Raw genomic sequence first — 16983 nt, 5'->3', positions numbered from 1 at the left:
ACTTCCACTATCTTGGCTGGGACAACGTAAACGCCGATCATACCCGCATTAAGAGAAGCTGCGAAGCAGCATCGCGAGAAAGCTGACCATGGTTGAAAATAGCGAACTACGCAAAGCCGGCCTCAAAGTGACCCTGCCACGGGTCAAGATCCTGCAAATGCTCGACTCTACAGAGCAGCGTCACATGAGTGCCGAGGACGTCTACAAGGCGTTGATGGAAGCTGGCGAGGATGTCGGTCTGGCCACGGTTTACCGTGTTCTGACCCAGTTCGAAGCGGCTGGCCTCGTGGTCCGTCACAACTTCGACGGCGGCCACGCGGTATTCGAATTGGCCGACGGTGGCCACCACGATCATATGGTTAACGTGGAGTCGGGCGAAGTCATCGAATTCTTCGACGAAGAAATCGAAAAACTTCAGAAGGCGATCGTCGAGAAGCACGGTTACGAGATGGTTGATCACAATCTCGTACTGTACGTACGCAACAAAAAGTAAGCATGTCGCGCGAATTTCAGGTTCGCGAAACGAGCGAAGGCGACCCAAGGGTCGCCTTCGTGCTTTCTGGCGTGCTTAAACCTTTGCGGTAACGACCATCTTTTTCGCGTGCGCCAAAGACTCTTTGGTCAGATCGATGCCGCCAAGCATCCGCGCGACTTCTTCTATACGGTCATTCTTGCTCAGCTTCGAAACGGCTGTGTGAGTCGCCTGCTCGCCGCGCACTTTATGCACGAACAGGTGCTGATGTCCCTGGGCCGCGACTTGCGGCAAGTGTGTGACCGTCAGTACCTGTCCGCGATCCCCGAGGCGGCGCAGCAACTGGCCGACGATTTCGGCCGTCGGACCGCCAATGCCCACGTCCACTTCGTCGAATACCAATGTCGGTACGCGAGAGGTCTGGGCGGTAATCACCTGGATGGCCAGGCTGATCCGTGACAGCTCACCGCCGGACGCCACTTTGGCCAGGGCCTTCAGGGGTTGGCCAGGGTTGGCGCTGACCAGCAGTTCAACCTGCTCCAGGCCATTGGGTTGTAGTTCGCTGCTGTTGTTGGCGCGCAATTCGATGGTGAAGCGACCGCCGGGCATGCCCAGGCGCTGGATCTCCTGCTCCACCGCGCTGGCCAGGCTGCCGGCCGCCTGGTGACGCAGCTCACTGAGTTCCCGAGCCTTTTCCTGATAGTGGCGGGCATAGGATGCAAGCTCCTCGGCGAGACGTTCGATGGATTCATCGTTGGCGTCGAGGGCTTCGATTTCGTCGAGCAGCTTCTGCTGCATCTCTGCCACTTCCGTCGGCTGAATGCGGTGTTTGCGTGCCAGTGTGTAGATGGAGTCCAGACGTTCTTCCAGATATTGCAGGCGCGCCGGATCGGCGTCGAAGTTGTCGAGAAAACGATTGAGCTCGCCGACGGCTTCTTCGACCTGGATCTGCGCGCTGGTCAGCAGGCTGCTCGCCTCACCCAGCGCGCCGACCGAATTGTTCACGCTCGACAGGCGATTGAGGCTGGCCGTCAGGGCATTCAGCACGTTGCCGGAATCGCTTTCGCTGCATTGCTCGACCACTTGTCGGCAGATGCCGAGCAGGGTTTCGGCATTGGTCAGGTTCTTGTGTTCCTGCTCCAGTTCTTCCAGCTCGTTTTCGCCGAGGCCGAGGTTTTCCAGTTCTTCGAGCTGGTAGCTGAGCAGCTGATGGCGCGCGCGCTGTTCGTCGCCGGAGTTGGAAAGGCGCTCCAGCTCCTGACGGGTCTGGCGCCAGCGCTGGGCGGCCAGGTGAACCTGGCGCGCCAGATCGGTGGCCCCGGCGTACTCGTCGAGCAGGCGCCGGTGGGTGTCGGTCTTGAGCAGGGATTGGTGTTCGTGCTGGCTGTGGATATCGATCAGCAGCTCACCGAGAGCCTTAAGGTCGCCGAGCGGGCAGGGCGTGCCATTTATATAGCCGCGTGAGCGACCTTCGGACGTGATGACCCGGCGCAGGATGCACGGGCCGTCGATTTCCAGGTCGCGTTCCGCGAGCCAGGCGCTGGCCTCGGGAATGTCGGCCAGATCGAAGGTCGCCAGGATATCGGCCTTGTCGGCGCCCGGTCGAACCACGCCGCTGTCGGCGCGATCACCGAGCGTCAGGCCCAGGGCGTCGAGCATGATCGACTTGCCGGCGCCGGTTTCCCCGGTAATCACGCTCATGCCGCGATCGAGTTCGAGATCGAGATGTTCAACGATGGCGTAGTTGTGTACGGACAGGTGCACCAGCATAAAGGCCGCTCCCAGGCTTCAGGTCTGGTTATTTATACAGTGTTTTGTTTCGGGCTGACAATGCCCTCGCCGAGGTCGATGGGGATGATCCGATCAAATGCCTATCGCGCCAGGGAATGGCAATGCAGCACTTTTTTGTAGGGTTAATCGTTGTCAGCCCTTGAAGCCTGATTTTGCGGCCCCATATATCGGGGCAGAAGCGCGAATCGAACTCGCGGACGATATTGAAAGGAGAATTCTATGGCTGACGAACAGACAGTAGATACGCAAAACCCAGAAGCCAATCAGGCGCCCGAGACTTCGGGTGATGACCTGGCGACCCGTGTACAAGTGCTCGAAGAGCAATTGGCCGCCGCGCAGGATCAATCGCTGCGCGTAGCTGCCGATCTGCAGAACGTCCGCCGCCGTGCCGAGCAGGATGTCGAAAAGGCGCACAAGTTTGCGCTGGAAAAATTCGCCGGCGATCTGCTGCCGATCGTCGACAGCCTGGAGCGTGGTCTCGAGCTGTCGAGCCCTGATGACGAAAGCATCCGTCCGATGCGCGAAGGCATCGAGCTGACCCTGAAAATGTTTCACGACACCCTCACGCGCTATCAGCTTGTCGCTGTAAGCCCGCAGGAAGGCGAACCGTTCAATGCCGTGGAGCATCAGGCGATGGCCATGCAGGAAAGTGCTGATCTGGAGCCGAACAGCATTCTGAAGGTGTTCCAGAAGGGCTATCAGCTCAACGGTCGCCTGTTGCGTCCGGCGATGGTCGTGGTCAGCAAGGCGCCGGCGCCAGTTTCGCCTTCGATTGACGAGAAGGCTTGAAATTAGCCGCAAGGCCCCCATTTACAAGTCAAGCGTTTAAGTATTACCGCAGTCAGCCACCACTGCTGCGGCAAAAAAATCCAAAGTTTCGGGAGAGTGAACATGGGCAAAATTATCGGTATCGACCTGGGGACTACCAACTCCTGCGTCTCCGTGCTGGAAAACGGCGTGGCCAAAGTTATTGAGAACGCCGAAGGCGCGCGTACAACGCCGTCGATCATCGCTTACGCCAATGATGGTGAAATTCTGGTGGGTCAGTCCGCCAAGCGTCAGGCTGTGACCAACCCGCACAACACACTGTTCGCAGTGAAGCGCCTGATTGGCCGCCGCTTCGACGAAGAAGTTGTACAGAAAGACATCAAGCTGGTGCCTTACAAGATCGTCAAGGCCAACAACGGTGACGCCTGGGTCGAGGCTTCCGGCAAGCAGATGGCTCCGCCGCAAATCAGCGCCGAAGTCCTGAAAAAGATGAAGAAGACCGCCGAAGACTATCTCGGTGAGGCTGTGACCGAAGCGGTGATCACCGTTCCGGCGTACTTCAACGACAGTCAGCGTCAGGCAACTAAAGATGCTGGCCGCATCGCCGGTCTGGACGTAAAACGTATCATCAACGAACCGACCGCAGCTGCTCTGGCTTACGGTATGGACAAGGCCAAGGGCGATCACACCGTGATCGTTTACGACCTGGGTGGTGGTACCTTCGACGTTTCCGTGATCGAAATCGCCGAAGTTGACGGCGAGCACCAGTTTGAAGTTCTGGCCACCAACGGTGACACCTTCCTGGGCGGCGAAGACTTTGACATGCGCCTGATCGACTACCTCGTCGACGAGTTCAAGAAAGAGTCCGGCATGGACCTGAAGAACGATCCTCTGGCCCTGCAGCGTCTGAAAGAAGCCGCTGAGAAAGCCAAGATCGAGCTGTCTTCTTCGCAGTCGACCGACGTCAACCTGCCGTACATCACAGCAGATGCGACTGGTCCTAAGCACCTGAACGTGAAGATCTCTCGTGCCAAGCTCGAGTCGCTGGTCGAAGATCTGGTGAACCGTACCATCGAGCCGTGCCGTATTGCTCTGAAAGACGCCGGTATCGACGCCAGCAAAATTGACGACGTGATTCTGGTTGGTGGTCAGACTCGTATGCCACTGGTGCAGAAGGCAGTTACCGATTTCTTCGGTAAAGAAGCACGTAAAGACGTGAACCCGGACGAAGCCGTTGCCATGGGTGCTGCGATCCAGGGCGCCGTTCTGGCCGGTGACGTGAAAGACGTTCTGTTGCTCGACGTCAGCCCGCTGACCCTGGGTATCGAAACCATGGGTGGCGTGATGACCGCGCTGATCGAGAAAAACACCACGATTCCTACCAAGAAATCGCAAGTGTTCTCGACGGCCGACGACAACCAGGGCGCCGTGACCATTCACGTCCTGCAAGGCGAGCGCAAGCAAGCCGCACAGAACAAGTCCCTGGGCAAGTTCGACCTGGCCGACATTCCACCTGCTCCACGTGGTGTGCCGCAGATCGAAGTGACCTTCGACATCGACGCCAACGGCATCCTGCACGTAGGTGCGAAGGACAAGGCGACTGGCAAAGAGCAGAAGATCACCATCAAGGCCAACTCTGGTCTGTCGGATGAAGAAATCCAGAAGATGGTGCGCGACGCCGAGCTGAACGCCGAGGAAGACCGCAAGTTCGAAGAGCTGGCCGCTGCCCGTAACCAGGGTGATGCACTGGTTCACTCGACTCGCAAGATGATCGCTGACGCTGGCGACAAAGTGACTGCAGAAGAGAAGACTGCAATCGAAGCGGCCGTGGTTGCCCTGGAAGCCGCCGTCAAAGGCGACGACAAGGCTGCCATCGACGCCAAAGTTGAAGAGTTGTCGAAAGTCTCTGCGCCGGTTGCCCAGAAGATGTACGCCGAACAGGCTCAGCCTGCTGAAGGCGCGGCACCGCACGACGAGAAAGCTGAAAAGGCTGACGATGTTGTCGATGCCGAGTTCGAAGAAGTCAAAGACCACAAGTAAGTTGTTGGTCGCCCGGTTGACTGCCTTGCGGCGGTGACTGGTAGGATGTCGCCGCGCGGGAGCTTGCTCCCGCGTTGGCGTATCTGGAATACGCGAATTTTTACAGCATGCGACAAGGTTCGGGTGCTGGCGGTATGGCCGGGAATGCTCCTGCTTTTCGCGCCGCAAATACCGCATGAACCAAAGACCAGGATCGTTGAATTGACGTGAGTTGGGTCCGGGCCTGTATTGGGGCTCAACGAGTTTGGCGAAGCTCAGGAGGGGTTTGCCGAACGTCCTCAAGAGTATGAAGAACTTATGGCTAAGCGTGACTATTACGAAGTGTTGGGTGTTGAGCGCGGCTCAAGCGAAGCAGACCTGAAAAAGGCCTATCGCCGTCTGGCGATGAAGCATCACCCGGACCGTAATCCCGATGACAAAGCGTCGGAAGAACTGTTCAAAGAGGCCAACGAAGCCTACGAAGTGCTGTCCGATTCCAGCAAGCGTGCAGCGTACGACCAGTACGGTCATGCCGGCGTCGACCCGAGCATGGGTGGCGGCGGTGCAGGCTTCGGCGGTCAGAACTTCTCCGACATCTTCGGTGATGTCTTTAGTGACTTCTTCGGTGGCGGTCGCGGCGGTTCCCGTGGCGGCGCCCAGCGTGGCAGCGATTTGCGCTACACCCTGGAGCTGAACCTGGAAGAAGCGGTACGCGGTACCACCGTGAATATCCGCGTTCCGACACTGGTCAACTGCAAGCCTTGCGATGGTTCGGGCGCGAAGAAAGGCTCGTCGCCATCGACCTGCCCGACGTGCGGCGGCATCGGTCAGGTGCGCATGCAGCAAGGCTTCTTCTCGGTGCAGCAGACCTGCCCGCGCTGCCATGGCCAGGGCAAGATCATTTCCGATCCGTGCGACTCATGCCACGGCGACGGTCGCGTCGAAGAATACAAAACCCTTTCCGTCAAAGTGCCGGCCGGTGTCGACACCGGTGACCGCATTCGTCTGTCCGGTGAAGGCGAGGCGGGCACTCAGGGTGGCCCGACCGGCGACCTGTACGTGGTGATCAATGTCCGCGAACACGACATCTTCCAGCGTGACGGCAAGCATCTGTTCTGCGAAGTGCCGATCAGCTTCGTCGACGCGGCCCTGGGCGGCGAGCTGGAAATTCCGACCCTCGACGGTCGCGTCAAACTGAAGATTCCGGAAGGAACTCAGACCGGCAAGCAGTTCCGCGTACGCGGCAAGGGTGTTGCGCCAGTGCGTGGCGGTGGGGCGGGCGATCTGATGTGCCGTGTGGCCGTCGAAACGCCGGTCAACCTGACCCGTCGTCAACGTGAACTGCTGGAAGAGTTCCGCAGCTCCCTGGCGGACGACAACAGCCACTCCCCGAAAACCACCGGTTGGTTCGACGGTGTGAAACGCTTCTTCGGCGATCTGTAAGGAGTCGGCATGCGACGTATAGCTGTGATGGGCGCTGCCGGGCGCATGGGCAAGATTCTGGTCGAGGCGGTGCAGCAGCGCGCGCCGCTGACCGGTCTGACGGCCGCGATTGTCCGCCCTGGCAGTACGCTGATCGGTGTGGATGCCGGTGAGCTGGCTTCGCTCGGTCGAATCGGCGTGCCGCTGTCCGGGAATCTGGAATCAGTGGCGGAAGAGTTCGATGTGTTGATCGACTTCACCCTGCCGGAAGTGATGCTGAAAAACCTGGCCTTCTGCCGCAAGGCCGGCAAGGCGATGGTGATCGGCACGACCGGGCTGGATGCTGCGCAGAAGCAATTGCTGGCCGACGCGGGCAAGGATATCCCGATCGTCTTCGCCGCCAACTTCAGTGTCGGCGTCAATCTGTCGCTGAAGCTGCTCGACATGGCGGCACGGGTGTTGGCGGATGATGCGGACATCGAAATCATCGAAGCCCATCACCGGCACAAGATTGATGCGCCGTCGGGTACGGCCCTGCGCATGGGTGAAGTGATCGCCAATGCGCTGGATCGTGATCTGCAGAAAGTCGCGGTCTATGGTCGTGAAGGCCACACCGGTGCTCGTGAGCGCGAAACCATCGGTTTCGCCACTGTTCGCGGTGGTGATGTGGTGGGTGATCACTCGGTGTTGTTCGCCTGCGAGGGCGAGCGACTGGAGATCACGCACAAGGCTTCGAGTCGCATGACGTTCGCCAAGGGCGCGGTGCGTGCGGCGTTGTGGCTGGATGCTCGTGAGCCTGGTTTGTACGACATGCAGGACGTGCTCGACCTGCATTGAGATGTTCTGAAGCCGGCGCAAACGCCCTGTTTGCGCCGGTTTTACTCCGCCGAGCGACGCCCTGTCGCATTCTCCGGCCTTTCGGCCTCATTGGCGGTAGACCAAAAAACCCTTTTTCTGTAAGCTACAGCTTTAGTGTGTCCACTAAAAGCGCGCAGAATAATTCAGTGAAGAAGCGGGGTGACGTGTCCATACGTCACTCCGCTTTTTTACAACCTGCGATTGCCCTTTCATGCGTTATTTACGGGAGGTCTTCTTGACTAAGCCAGCCATACTCGCCCTTGCTGATGGCAGCATTTTTCGCGGCGAAGCCATTGGAGCCGACGGTCAGACCGTTGGTGAGGTGGTGTTCAACACCGCAATGACCGGCTATCAGGAAATCCTTACCGATCCTTCCTACGCCCAACAGATCGTTACCCTGACTTACCCGCACATCGGCAACACCGGCACCACGCCGGAAGATGCCGAGTCCGATCGCGTCTGGTCCGCTGGCCTGGTCATCCGTGACCTGCCGCTGGTAGCGAGCAACTGGCGTAACACGATGTCCCTGTCCGATTACCTGAAAGCCAACAACGTTGTGGCGATCGCCGGTATCGACACCCGCCGCCTGACCCGCATCCTGCGTGAAAAAGGCGCACAGAACGGCTGCATCATGGCCGGCGACAACATCTCCGAAGAAGCGGCCATCGCCGCGGCGCAAGGCTTCCCGGGCCTGAAGGGCATGGACCTGGCGAAAGTCGTCAGCACCAAGACCCAATACGAATGGCGCTCCACTGTCTGGGATCTGAAAACCGACAGCCACGCGACCATCGAAGCCTCCGAGCTGCCTTACCACGTGGTTGCCTATGACTACGGCGTCAAGGTCAACATCCTGCGCATGCTGGTCGAGCGCGGCTGCCGCGTCACTGTTGTTCCAGCGCAAACTCCGGCTGCCGACGTACTGGCTCTGAAACCGGACGGCGTGTTCCTGTCCAACGGCCCTGGTGATCCGGAGCCTTGCGACTACGCGATCAAGGCGATCAAGGAAGTACTGGAAACCGAAATTCCGGTCTTCGGCATCTGCCTCGGCCACCAGCTGCTGGCTCTGGCCTCCGGTGCCAAGACCCTGAAAATGGGCCACGGCCACCACGGTGCCAACCACCCGGTGCAGGATCTGGACACGGGCGTCGTGATGATCACCAGCCAGAACCACGGCTTCGCGGTTGACGAAGAAACCCTGCCAGCCAACGTCCGCGCGATCCACAAATCGCTGTTCGACGGCACCCTGCAAGGTATCGAGCGCACCGACAAGAGCGCGTTCAGCTTCCAGGGTCACCCTGAAGCGAGCCCGGGCCCGAACGATGTGGCCCCTCTGTTTGACCGCTTCATCAACGAGATGGCCAAGCGACGCTAAGCGCTCGCCTTGAGACTGTAGCGAGAAGCCCCTCGAGGGCGGCCCCGGAACCGGCGGCCCCCTCGGGACTTCAGAAATCGATCAAGACGGCTTGCCGACTGACCTGCGGATTTGAGTGACAAACCCATGCCAAAACGTACAGACATTAAAAGCATCCTGATTCTCGGCGCTGGCCCGATCGTTATCGGCCAGGCCTGCGAATTCGACTACTCCGGCGCCCAGGCCTGTAAAGCCCTGCGCGAAGAGGGTTACCGCGTCATCCTGGTGAACTCCAACCCGGCCACCATCATGACCGACCCGGACATGGCCGACGCCACCTATATCGAGCCGATCAAGTGGCAGACCGTTGCCAAGATCATCGAAAAAGAGCGTCCGGATGCCGTGCTGCCAACCATGGGCGGCCAGACTGCTCTGAACTGCGCCCTGGACCTGGAGCGCGAAGGCGTTCTGGAGAAGTTCGGCGTAGAGATGATCGGCGCCAACGCCGACACCATCGACAAGGCTGAAGACCGTTCGCGTTTCGACAAGGCGATGAAGGCCATTGGCCTGGAATGCCCGCGTTCCGGTATCGCCCACAGCATGGAAGAAGCCAACGCGGTGCTCGAGCGCCTGGGCTTCCCGTGCATCATTCGTCCGTCCTTCACCATGGGCGGCACCGGTGGCGGTATCGCTTACAACCGTGAAGAGTTCGAAGAAATCTGCGCCCGTGGTCTGGACCTGTCGCCAACCAAGGAACTGCTGATCGACGAATCGCTGATCGGCTGGAAAGAATATGAAATGGAAGTTGTCCGCGACAAAAAGGACAACTGCATCATCGTCTGCTCGATCGAAAACTTCGACCCGATGGGCGTGCACACCGGTGACTCGATCACCGTTGCCCCGGCTCAGACCCTGACTGACAAGGAATACCAGATCCTGCGTAACGCCTCGCTGGCGGTACTGCGCGAGATCGGCGTCGAGACCGGCGGTTCCAACGTTCAGTTCGGTATCTGCCCGGACACCGGCCGTATGGTCGTGATCGAGATGAACCCGCGTGTATCCCGCTCGTCGGCTCTGGCCTCGAAAGCCACCGGTTTCCCGATCGCCAAGATCGCGGCCAAGCTGGCCGTCGGTTACACCCTCGACGAACTGCAGAACGACATCACCGGCGGCCGTACCCCGGCGTCCTTCGAGCCGTCCATCGACTACGTCGTGACCAAGCTGCCGCGCTTCGCCTTCGAGAAGTTCGCCAACGCTGACGCGCGCCTGACCACCCAGATGAAGTCGGTCGGTGAAGTCATGGCCATCGGCCGTACCTTCCAGGAATCCCTGCAGAAAGCCCTGCGCGGTCTGGAAGTGGGCGTTTGCGGTCTGGACGAGAAAGTCGACCTGAGCAACCCGGAAAGCATGAGCGTGCTCAAGCGCGAACTGACCGTGCCGGGCGCCGAGCGTATCTGGTACGTGGCGGACGCCTTCCGCGCCGGCATGACCGTCGAAGAAATCTTCGGCATGAACATGATCGATCCGTGGTTCCTGGTGCAGATCGAAGACCTGATCAAGGACGAAGAGAAGGTCAAGACCCTCGGTCTGTCCGCTATCGACCGCGATCTGATGTACAAGCTCAAGCGCAAAGGTTTCTCCGACCAGCGTCTGGCCAAACTGCTGGGCGTCACCGAGAAGAACCTGCGTACTCACCGCCACAAGCTGGAAGTGTTCCCGGTCTACAAGCGCGTCGACACCTGCGCGGCCGAGTTCGCCACCGACACGGCCTACCTGTACTCGACCTACGAGGAAGAGTGCGAAGCCGCGCCGTCCGGTCGCGACAAGATCATCATCCTCGGCGGTGGCCCGAACCGTATCGGTCAGGGCATCGAGTTCGACTACTGCTGCGTTCACGCGGCACTGGCGCTGCGCGATGACGGTTACGAGACCATCATGGTCAACTGCAACCCGGAAACCGTTTCCACTGACTACGACACTTCCGACCGTCTGTACTTCGAGCCGGTGACCCTGGAAGACGTGCTGGAAATCTGCCGCGTCGAGAAGCCGAAAGGCGTGATCGTCCAGTACGGCGGCCAGACGCCTCTGAAGCTGGCTCGCGCCCTGGAAGCGGCCGGCGTGCCGATCATCGGCACCAGCCCAGACGCCATCGACCGTGCGGAAGACCGTGAGCGCTTCCAGCAAATGGTCGAGCGCCTGAACCTGCGTCAGCCACCAAACGCCACCGTGCGCAGCGAAGACGAAGCTGTTCGCGCTGCCGCGAAGATCGGTTACCCGCTGGTGGTGCGTCCGTCCTATGTACTGGGCGGCCGGGCGATGGAAATCGTTTACAAGGAAGAAGAACTCAAGCGTTACCTGCGTGACGCGGTGCAAGTGTCGAACGACAGCCCGGTGCTGCTCGACCACTTCCTCAACTGCGCCATCGAGATGGACGTGGATGCGGTCTGCGACGGCAAGGACGTAGTGATCGGCGCGATCATGCAGCACATCGAACAGGCGGGCGTTCACTCCGGTGACTCCGCGTGCTCGCTGCCGCCGTACTCGCTGCCGGCGCACATCCAGGACGAGATGCGCGAACAGGTCAAGAAAATGGCCCTGGAACTGGGCGTGGTCGGCCTGATGAACGTTCAGTTGGCGCTGCAAGGCGAAGACATCTACGTCATCGAAGTCAACCCGCGTGCTTCCCGTACCGTACCGTTCGTGTCGAAGTGCATCGGTGTTTCCCTGGCGATGATCGCGGCCCGCGTCATGGCCGGTAAAACCCTGAAGGAAATCGGCTTCACCAAGGAAATCATCCCGAACTTCTACAGCGTGAAAGAGGCGGTGTTCCCGTTCGCCAAGTTCCCAGGTGTTGACCCGATTCTCGGCCCAGAGATGAAGTCCACCGGTGAAGTGATGGGCGTCGGCGACACCTTCGGCGAAGCCTTTGCCAAAGCCCAGATGGGCGCCAGCGAAGTGCTGCCGACCGGCGGTACCGCATTCATCAGCGTGCGCGACGATGACAAGCCACTGGTTGCAGGCGTGGCCCGTGATCTGATCAACTTGGGCTTCGAAGTCGTCGCCACTGCCGGCACTGCCAAGCTGATCGAAGCCGCAGGTCTGAAAGTGCGTCGCGTGAACAAGGTGACCGAGGGTCGTCCGCACGTGGTCGACATGATCAAGAATGACGAAGTCACCCTGATCATCAACACCACCGAAGGTCGCCAGTCGATCGCCGATTCCTATTCCATTCGCCGTAACGCCTTGCAGCACAAGATTTACTGCACCACCACCATTGCTGCTGGCGAAGCTATCTGCGAAGCGCTGAAGTTCGGTCCCGAGAAGACCGTACGCCGCTTGCAGGATCTACACGCAGGATTGAAGGCATGAATAAATACCCAATGACCGTCCAGGGCTCCAAGGCCCTGGAAGAAGAGCATGCTCACCTGACCAAGGTCGTTCGTCCGAAGCTCAGCCAGGACATCGGTACGGCCCGCGAGTTGGGTGACTTGAAAGAAAACGCTGAATACCATGCCGCGCGCGAACAGCAAGGCATGGTCGAGGCGCGGATCCGTGACATCGAAGGTCGCCTGCAGAACGCGGTGATCATCGATGTGACGACCATTCCGCACACCGGCAAAGTGATTTTCGGCACCACCGTCGAAATCGCCAACGTCGAGACTGATGAAAGCGTCACTTACCAGATCGTGGGTGAGGATGAGGCGGACATCAAACTCGGCAAGATTTCGGTTGGCTCGCCGATCGCTCGCGCCTTGATTGCCAAGGAAGAGGGCGATACGGTCGTCGTGAAAACGCCAGGTGGCGATATCGAGTACGAGATTGTCGAAGTCCGTCACATCTGAGGGTGGGCGCCCGCTGCATGCGGGCGCGATGCTCTGGCAACTGGCCCAGATGTTGTGGGTCGGTGGCCTGTGGTTGGTACATCTCGGTCTGCGGCCGGTGCTGGGTCGGATTGGCCTGGCTCCGCTGCTGATCGACGAAGTTGCAAGTACGTTTGAAGTGGCGGTAGTGGGTTTTGCCGTCGCGTGTGTGATATTTCAGGCTTTGGTGCTGGTACAGGCCGAGGGCCTTGCCAGTCTATGGCGGGATTTTCGCGGGCAGGTGTTGCTGATGGCGTTGTATGCGTGTGCGATGTTTGTCGCAGTGCGTGTCGGCTGGCCGGATGCGCAGCGCTGGCAGGTGTTCAGCTTTCTTGTGTTGGGTTTTTCCGGGTTGGTGCTGGTATTGCAGCCGGTGCCGGGATGGAGTGGCAGGGTGCGCGAAGCACACCCTTGACCCTTGCCATCACTTGAAGCGATGGACGTTCGACAGCTGCTTGTTGACGCTGAAGTTCTTGCGGTAAATCAGTGCCATCTTGCCGATGACTTGCACCAGATCGGCCTTGCCGGTCTTGCACAGCTCTGCAACGGACGCCAGGCGCGCCTCGCGATCGAGGATGTTGAGCTTGATCTTGATCAGCTCGTGATCTGCCAATGCGCGTTCGAGTTCGGCTAGAACACCCTCAGTCAAACCGTTGTCAGCCACAGTCAGAACTGGTTTCAGGTGGTGGCCAATGGATTTGTACTGTTTCTTCTGCTCTGGAGTGAGCGGCATAATCTGACCCTTTCGTCTGGATTCTGTAAAATGGCGGCCATTTTACCCGAGGGCTCGTGGATCCGCCCAATTAATCACGACCCTAATCAACGAGGTGCCCAATGGCGCGTTCCAAGACAAGCCTTGGTTGGCTGAAAAGACATGTCAATGATCCCTATGTGAAGCAAGCGCAGAAGGATGGCTACCGCTCGCGTGCGAGTTACAAGCTTCTGGAGATCCAGGAGAAATACAAACTGATCCGTCCGGGCATGAACGTCGTCGACCTCGGCGCGGCGCCTGGCGGCTGGTCGCAGGTCACCAGCCGGCTGATCGGTGGTCAGGGGCGATTGATCGCCTCGGACATCCTGGAAATGGACAGCATTCCGGACGTGACTTTCATTCAGGGTGACTTCACCGAGGATGCAGTGCTCGCTCAGATCCTTGAGGCTGTGGGTAATTCGCAGGTGGACCTTGTGATTTCCGATATGGCCCCCAATATGAGTGGTACGCCTGAAGTGGATATGCCAAAAGCCATGTTCCTTTGCGAGCTGGCGCTTGATCTGGCGGAGCGGATTCTCAAGCCGGGTGGCAATTTCGTGATCAAGATTTTTCAGGGCGAAGGGTTCGATGTTTACCTGAAGGATGCTCGAAAGAAGTTCGACAAGATCCAGATGATCAAGCCGGACTCCTCTCGTGGCAGCTCTCGCGAGCAGTACATGCTGGCTTGGGGCTATCGCGGTCGTAGCGAGTAAAACGAGGTTTTTTGGCGGGGTGATAGGTTTTTCGTATTTCGCCCCGCGCGCATAAGCGAATATTGTGTAGAAAGTGTTTCACAAAGGGTTACAGACGGCGCCTGCCAGAGCTGTAGGTAATGTAGTAAGTTAGGCCGGTGAATATCATGCGAAGCGCGCGCCAGTAGCGGAGCTTGCTTCAGAGGGTAGTTAATTGAACGATATGGCAAAGAATCTGATCCTGTGGTTGATCATCGCGGCTGTCCTGGTGACGGTGATGAACAACTTCTCCAGCCCTAACGAGCCGCAGACCCTCAACTATTCCGACTTCATCCAGCAGGTCAAGGATGGCAAGGTCGAGCGCGTGGCCGTCGACGGCTACGTGATTACCGGCAAGCGCAACGATGGCGACAGCTTCAAGACCATTCGTCCGGCAATCCAGGACAATGGCCTGATCGGCGATCTGGTCGACAACCACGTTGTAGTCGAAGGCAAGCAGCCTGAGCAGCAAAGCATCTGGACCCAGCTTCTGGTGGCCAGCTTCCCGATCCTGGTGATCATCGCGGTGTTCATGTTCTTCATGCGCCAGATGCAGGGCGGTGCGGGCGGCAAGGGCGGGCCGATGAGCTTTGGCAAGAGCAAGGCGCGTCTGCTGTCCGAAGATCAGGTGAAAACCACCCTGGCTGACGTTGCCGGTTGCGACGAAGCCAAGGAAGAAGTGGGCGAACTGGTCGAGTTCCTCCGTGATCCGGGCAAGTTCCAGCGCCTGGGCGGCCGCATTCCTCGCGGCGTGCTGATGGTCGGCCCTCCGGGTACCGGTAAAACCTTGCTGGCCAAGGCGATTGCCGGCGAAGCCAAAGTGCCGTTCTTCACCATTTCCGGTTCCGACTTCGTCGAAATGTTCGTAGGTGTCGGTGCCAGCCGCGTTCGTGACATGTTCGAACAGGCCAAGAAACACGCTCCGTGCATTATCTTCATCGACGAGATCGACGCCGTTGGTCGCCATCGTGGTGCGGGCATGGGTGGCGGTCACGACGAGCGCGAACAGACGCTCAACCAGTTGCTGGTCGAGATGGACGGTTTCGAAATGAATGACGGCATCATCGTCATCGCTGCGACCAACCGTCCTGACGTGCTGGACCCTGCGTTGCTGCGACCTGGTCGTTTCGACCGTCAGGTGGTGGTTGGTTTGCCGGACATCCGTGGTCGTGAGCAGATCCTCAAGGTTCACATGCGTAAAGTGCCAATGGGTGACGACGTTGCTCCGGCCGTTATCGCACGTGGTACTCCGGGGTTCTCCGGTGCCGATCTGGCGAACCTGGTCAACGAGGCTTCGCTGTTCGCCGCCCGTGCCGGCAAGCGCATCGTCGAAATGAAAGAGTTCGAACTGGCCAAAGACAAGATCATGATGGGCGCCGAGCGCAAATCCATGGTCATGTCCGAGAAGGAAAAGCAGAACACCGCTTATCACGAAGCAGGCCACGCCATTGTTGGTCGCGTCGTGCCCGAGCATGATCCGGTCTACAAAGTGTCGATCATCCCGCGCGGTCGTGCGCTGGGTGTGACCATGTTCCTGCCGGAAGAGGATCGCTACAGTCTGTCCAAGCGTGCGCTGATCAGTCAGATCTGCTCGCTGTACGGCGGCCGTATTGCTGAAGAGATGACTTTGGGCTTCGACGGTGTGACCACAGGTGCTTCCAACGACATCATGCGCGCGAGTCAGATTGCGCGGAACATGGTGACCAAGTGGGGCCTGTCGGAAAAACTCGGTCCGTTGATGTACGCCGAAGAAGAGGGTGAAGTATTCCTCGGTCGCGGTGGTGGCGGTCAGAATGCGAGCTTCTCCGGTGAGACAGCGAAGCTGATCGACTCCGAAGTGCGCAGCATCATCGATCAGTGCTACGGCACCGCCAAGCAGATCCTTACGGACAATCGCGACAAGCTCGATGCCATGGCGGATGCCCTGATGAAGTACGAGACGATCGATGCCGAACAGATCGACGACATCATGGCCGGTCGTACACCTCGCGAGCCTCGCGACTGGTCGGGCGGTACCGGTACTGGTACACCTCCTGTCATTCAGGGCGAGCGTCCGGAAACACCGATTGGCGGTCCGGCTGCCGACGTTTAAGGTTTGAAATGACTTCTGTACAGTCCCTGACCCGGTTGCCTTGCGGCAACCGGGTTCTTGATTTGGCCCGGACGCATGTCATGGGCATTCTCAATGTCACTCCCGATTCATTTTCCGACGGTGGCCGATACAGCCAGCTTGATGCGGCCTTGCGTCATGCCGAAGCCATGGTTGCGGCGGGTGCAACGCTGATCGATGTGGGTGGGGAGTCAACCCGGCCCGGCGCGCGGGCGGTTTCTCCATTGGAGGAGCTGGAACGTGTCGCTCCTGTCGTTGAGCTGATCAACCGCGAGCTGGATGTGGTCATATCGGTCGATACGTCCACTCCGGCGGTCATGCGCGAAACAGCGCGGTTGGGTGCCGGTTTGATCAACGACGTTCGTTCGCTACGGCGGGATGGCGCGTTGGATGCTGCTGCTGCCACCGGGTTGCCTGTATGTCTCATGCATATGCTCGGCGAGCCTGGCGACATGCAGGATGATCCGCGTTATCAGGATGTCACCCGGGAAGTGGGCGAATTTCTCGCCGAGCGCATGGCTCAGTGTGAGATGGCAGGTATTCCGGCCGAGCGGATCATTCTTGATCCGGGCTTCGGCTTCGCCAAAACCCTGCAGCACAATCTAAGCTTGTTCAAGCATATGGAAGCCCTGCATGCGCTGGGGCGGCCACTGTTGGTGGGCGTTTCGCGCAAAAGCATGATCGGTCACGCATTGAATCGCCCGGTGGGCGAGCGTCTATACGGTGGTTTGGCACTGGCTGCACTGGCGTCGGTGAAGGGTGCGCGTATATTGCGCGTCCATGATGTGGCGGAAACGGTGGACGTGGTGCGAATGCTCGCAGCCGTGGAATCAGCCGAATAAGAATGATG

General features: G+C 59.1%; 14 protein-coding genes. 12 read left to right on the top strand and 2 right to left on the bottom strand.

The features are described 5' to 3' along the window. The first annotated feature begins 88 nt into the window (after positions 1–88). A complete protein-coding gene (gene fur / locus C1X29_RS15825) occupies positions 89–493 on the top strand; it encodes a ferric iron uptake transcriptional regulator (RefSeq protein WP_039769149.1) in 405 nt (134 codons plus the stop codon). A gap of 75 nt (positions 494–568) precedes the next feature. Here the strand turns inward: fur and recN are convergent, their stop codons facing one another. Further along, positions 569–2242: a DNA repair protein RecN gene (gene recN, locus C1X29_RS15820; protein WP_085608031.1), complete on the bottom strand. Its 1674-nt coding sequence runs from the start codon at positions 2240–2242 to the stop codon at positions 569–571. Between the two features lie 240 nt (positions 2243–2482). Between recN and grpE the strand changes: the two genes are divergently transcribed. The 8 genes from grpE (at position 2483) to C1X29_RS15780 (ending at position 12956) form a co-directional block, all read left to right on the top strand. After that, positions 2483–3052, top strand: a complete 570-nt coding sequence (gene grpE / locus C1X29_RS15815; RefSeq protein WP_085746879.1) for a nucleotide exchange factor GrpE — start codon at positions 2483–2485, stop codon at positions 3050–3052. Between the two features lie 102 nt (positions 3053–3154). Further along, positions 3155–5071 carry a molecular chaperone DnaK gene (dnaK, locus tag C1X29_RS15810; RefSeq protein ID WP_085746880.1) on the top strand — a complete coding sequence of 639 codons (1917 nt, stop codon included), beginning with the start codon at positions 3155–3157 and terminating at the stop codon, positions 5069–5071. A gap of 297 nt (positions 5072–5368) precedes the next feature. After that, a complete protein-coding gene (gene dnaJ, locus C1X29_RS15805; RefSeq protein WP_102687344.1) occupies positions 5369–6493 on the top strand; it encodes a molecular chaperone DnaJ in 1125 nt (374 codons plus the stop codon). 9 nt (positions 6494–6502) lie between these two features. Beyond that, a complete protein-coding gene (gene dapB, locus C1X29_RS15800; protein WP_102717855.1) occupies positions 6503–7309 on the top strand; it encodes a 4-hydroxy-tetrahydrodipicolinate reductase in 807 nt (268 codons plus the stop codon). Between the two features lie 256 nt (positions 7310–7565). Further along, complete coding sequence (gene carA, locus C1X29_RS15795; protein WP_007953761.1) at positions 7566–8702, top strand: glutamine-hydrolyzing carbamoyl-phosphate synthase small subunit; 1137 nt, start codon at positions 7566–7568, stop codon at positions 8700–8702. A 126-nt stretch (positions 8703–8828) separates the two neighbouring features. Next, a complete protein-coding gene (gene carB / locus C1X29_RS15790; RefSeq protein WP_007953758.1) occupies positions 8829–12050 on the top strand; it encodes a carbamoyl-phosphate synthase large subunit in 3222 nt (1073 codons plus the stop codon). Continuing rightward, complete coding sequence (gene greA, locus C1X29_RS15785) at positions 12047–12523, top strand: transcription elongation factor GreA (protein WP_007953757.1); 477 nt, start codon at positions 12047–12049, stop codon at positions 12521–12523. Before carB ends, greA begins: the two co-directional genes overlap by 4 nt. Positions 12524–12551: 28 nt before the next feature. Next, positions 12552–12956 carry an MFS transporter gene (locus tag C1X29_RS15780; protein WP_085746882.1) on the top strand — a complete coding sequence of 135 codons (405 nt, stop codon included), beginning with the start codon at positions 12552–12554 and terminating at the stop codon, positions 12954–12956. A 9-nt stretch (positions 12957–12965) separates the two neighbouring features. Here C1X29_RS15780 and C1X29_RS15775 read toward each other — a convergent pair whose 3' ends face one another. Further along, entirely contained in the window at positions 12966–13274 is a 309-nt protein-coding gene (locus tag C1X29_RS15775; protein ID WP_007953753.1) for a YhbY family RNA-binding protein, read from the bottom strand. A 101-nt stretch (positions 13275–13375) separates the two neighbouring features. Between C1X29_RS15775 and rlmE the strand changes: the two genes are divergently transcribed. From rlmE to folP, 3 genes are all read left to right on the top strand, one after another. After that, positions 13376–14005, top strand: coding sequence for a 23S rRNA (uridine(2552)-2'-O)-methyltransferase RlmE (gene rlmE, locus C1X29_RS15770; RefSeq protein WP_007953751.1), 630 nt, complete (start codon positions 13376–13378; stop codon positions 14003–14005). Between the two features lie 202 nt (positions 14006–14207). Then, positions 14208–16115 (top strand): ATP-dependent zinc metalloprotease FtsH, encoded by a 1908-nt coding sequence (gene ftsH / locus C1X29_RS15765; protein ID WP_011332403.1) that lies wholly within the window; start codon positions 14208–14210, stop codon positions 16113–16115. 8 nt (positions 16116–16123) lie between these two features. After that, the gene (gene folP / locus C1X29_RS15760) at positions 16124–16975 is read left to right on the top strand and encodes a dihydropteroate synthase (protein ID WP_102717854.1); all 852 of its coding nucleotides are present in this window, start codon (positions 16124–16126) and stop codon (positions 16973–16975) included. Positions 16976–16983: the final 8 nt, after the last annotated feature.

It is taken from the genome of Pseudomonas sp. GW456-12-10-14-LB2, assembly GCF_002884345.1.
Lineage (GTDB): Bacteria > Pseudomonadota > Gammaproteobacteria > Pseudomonadales > Pseudomonadaceae > Aquipseudomonas > Aquipseudomonas paraglycinae.
This window is presented reverse-complemented; position numbering and strand designations above follow the sequence as displayed.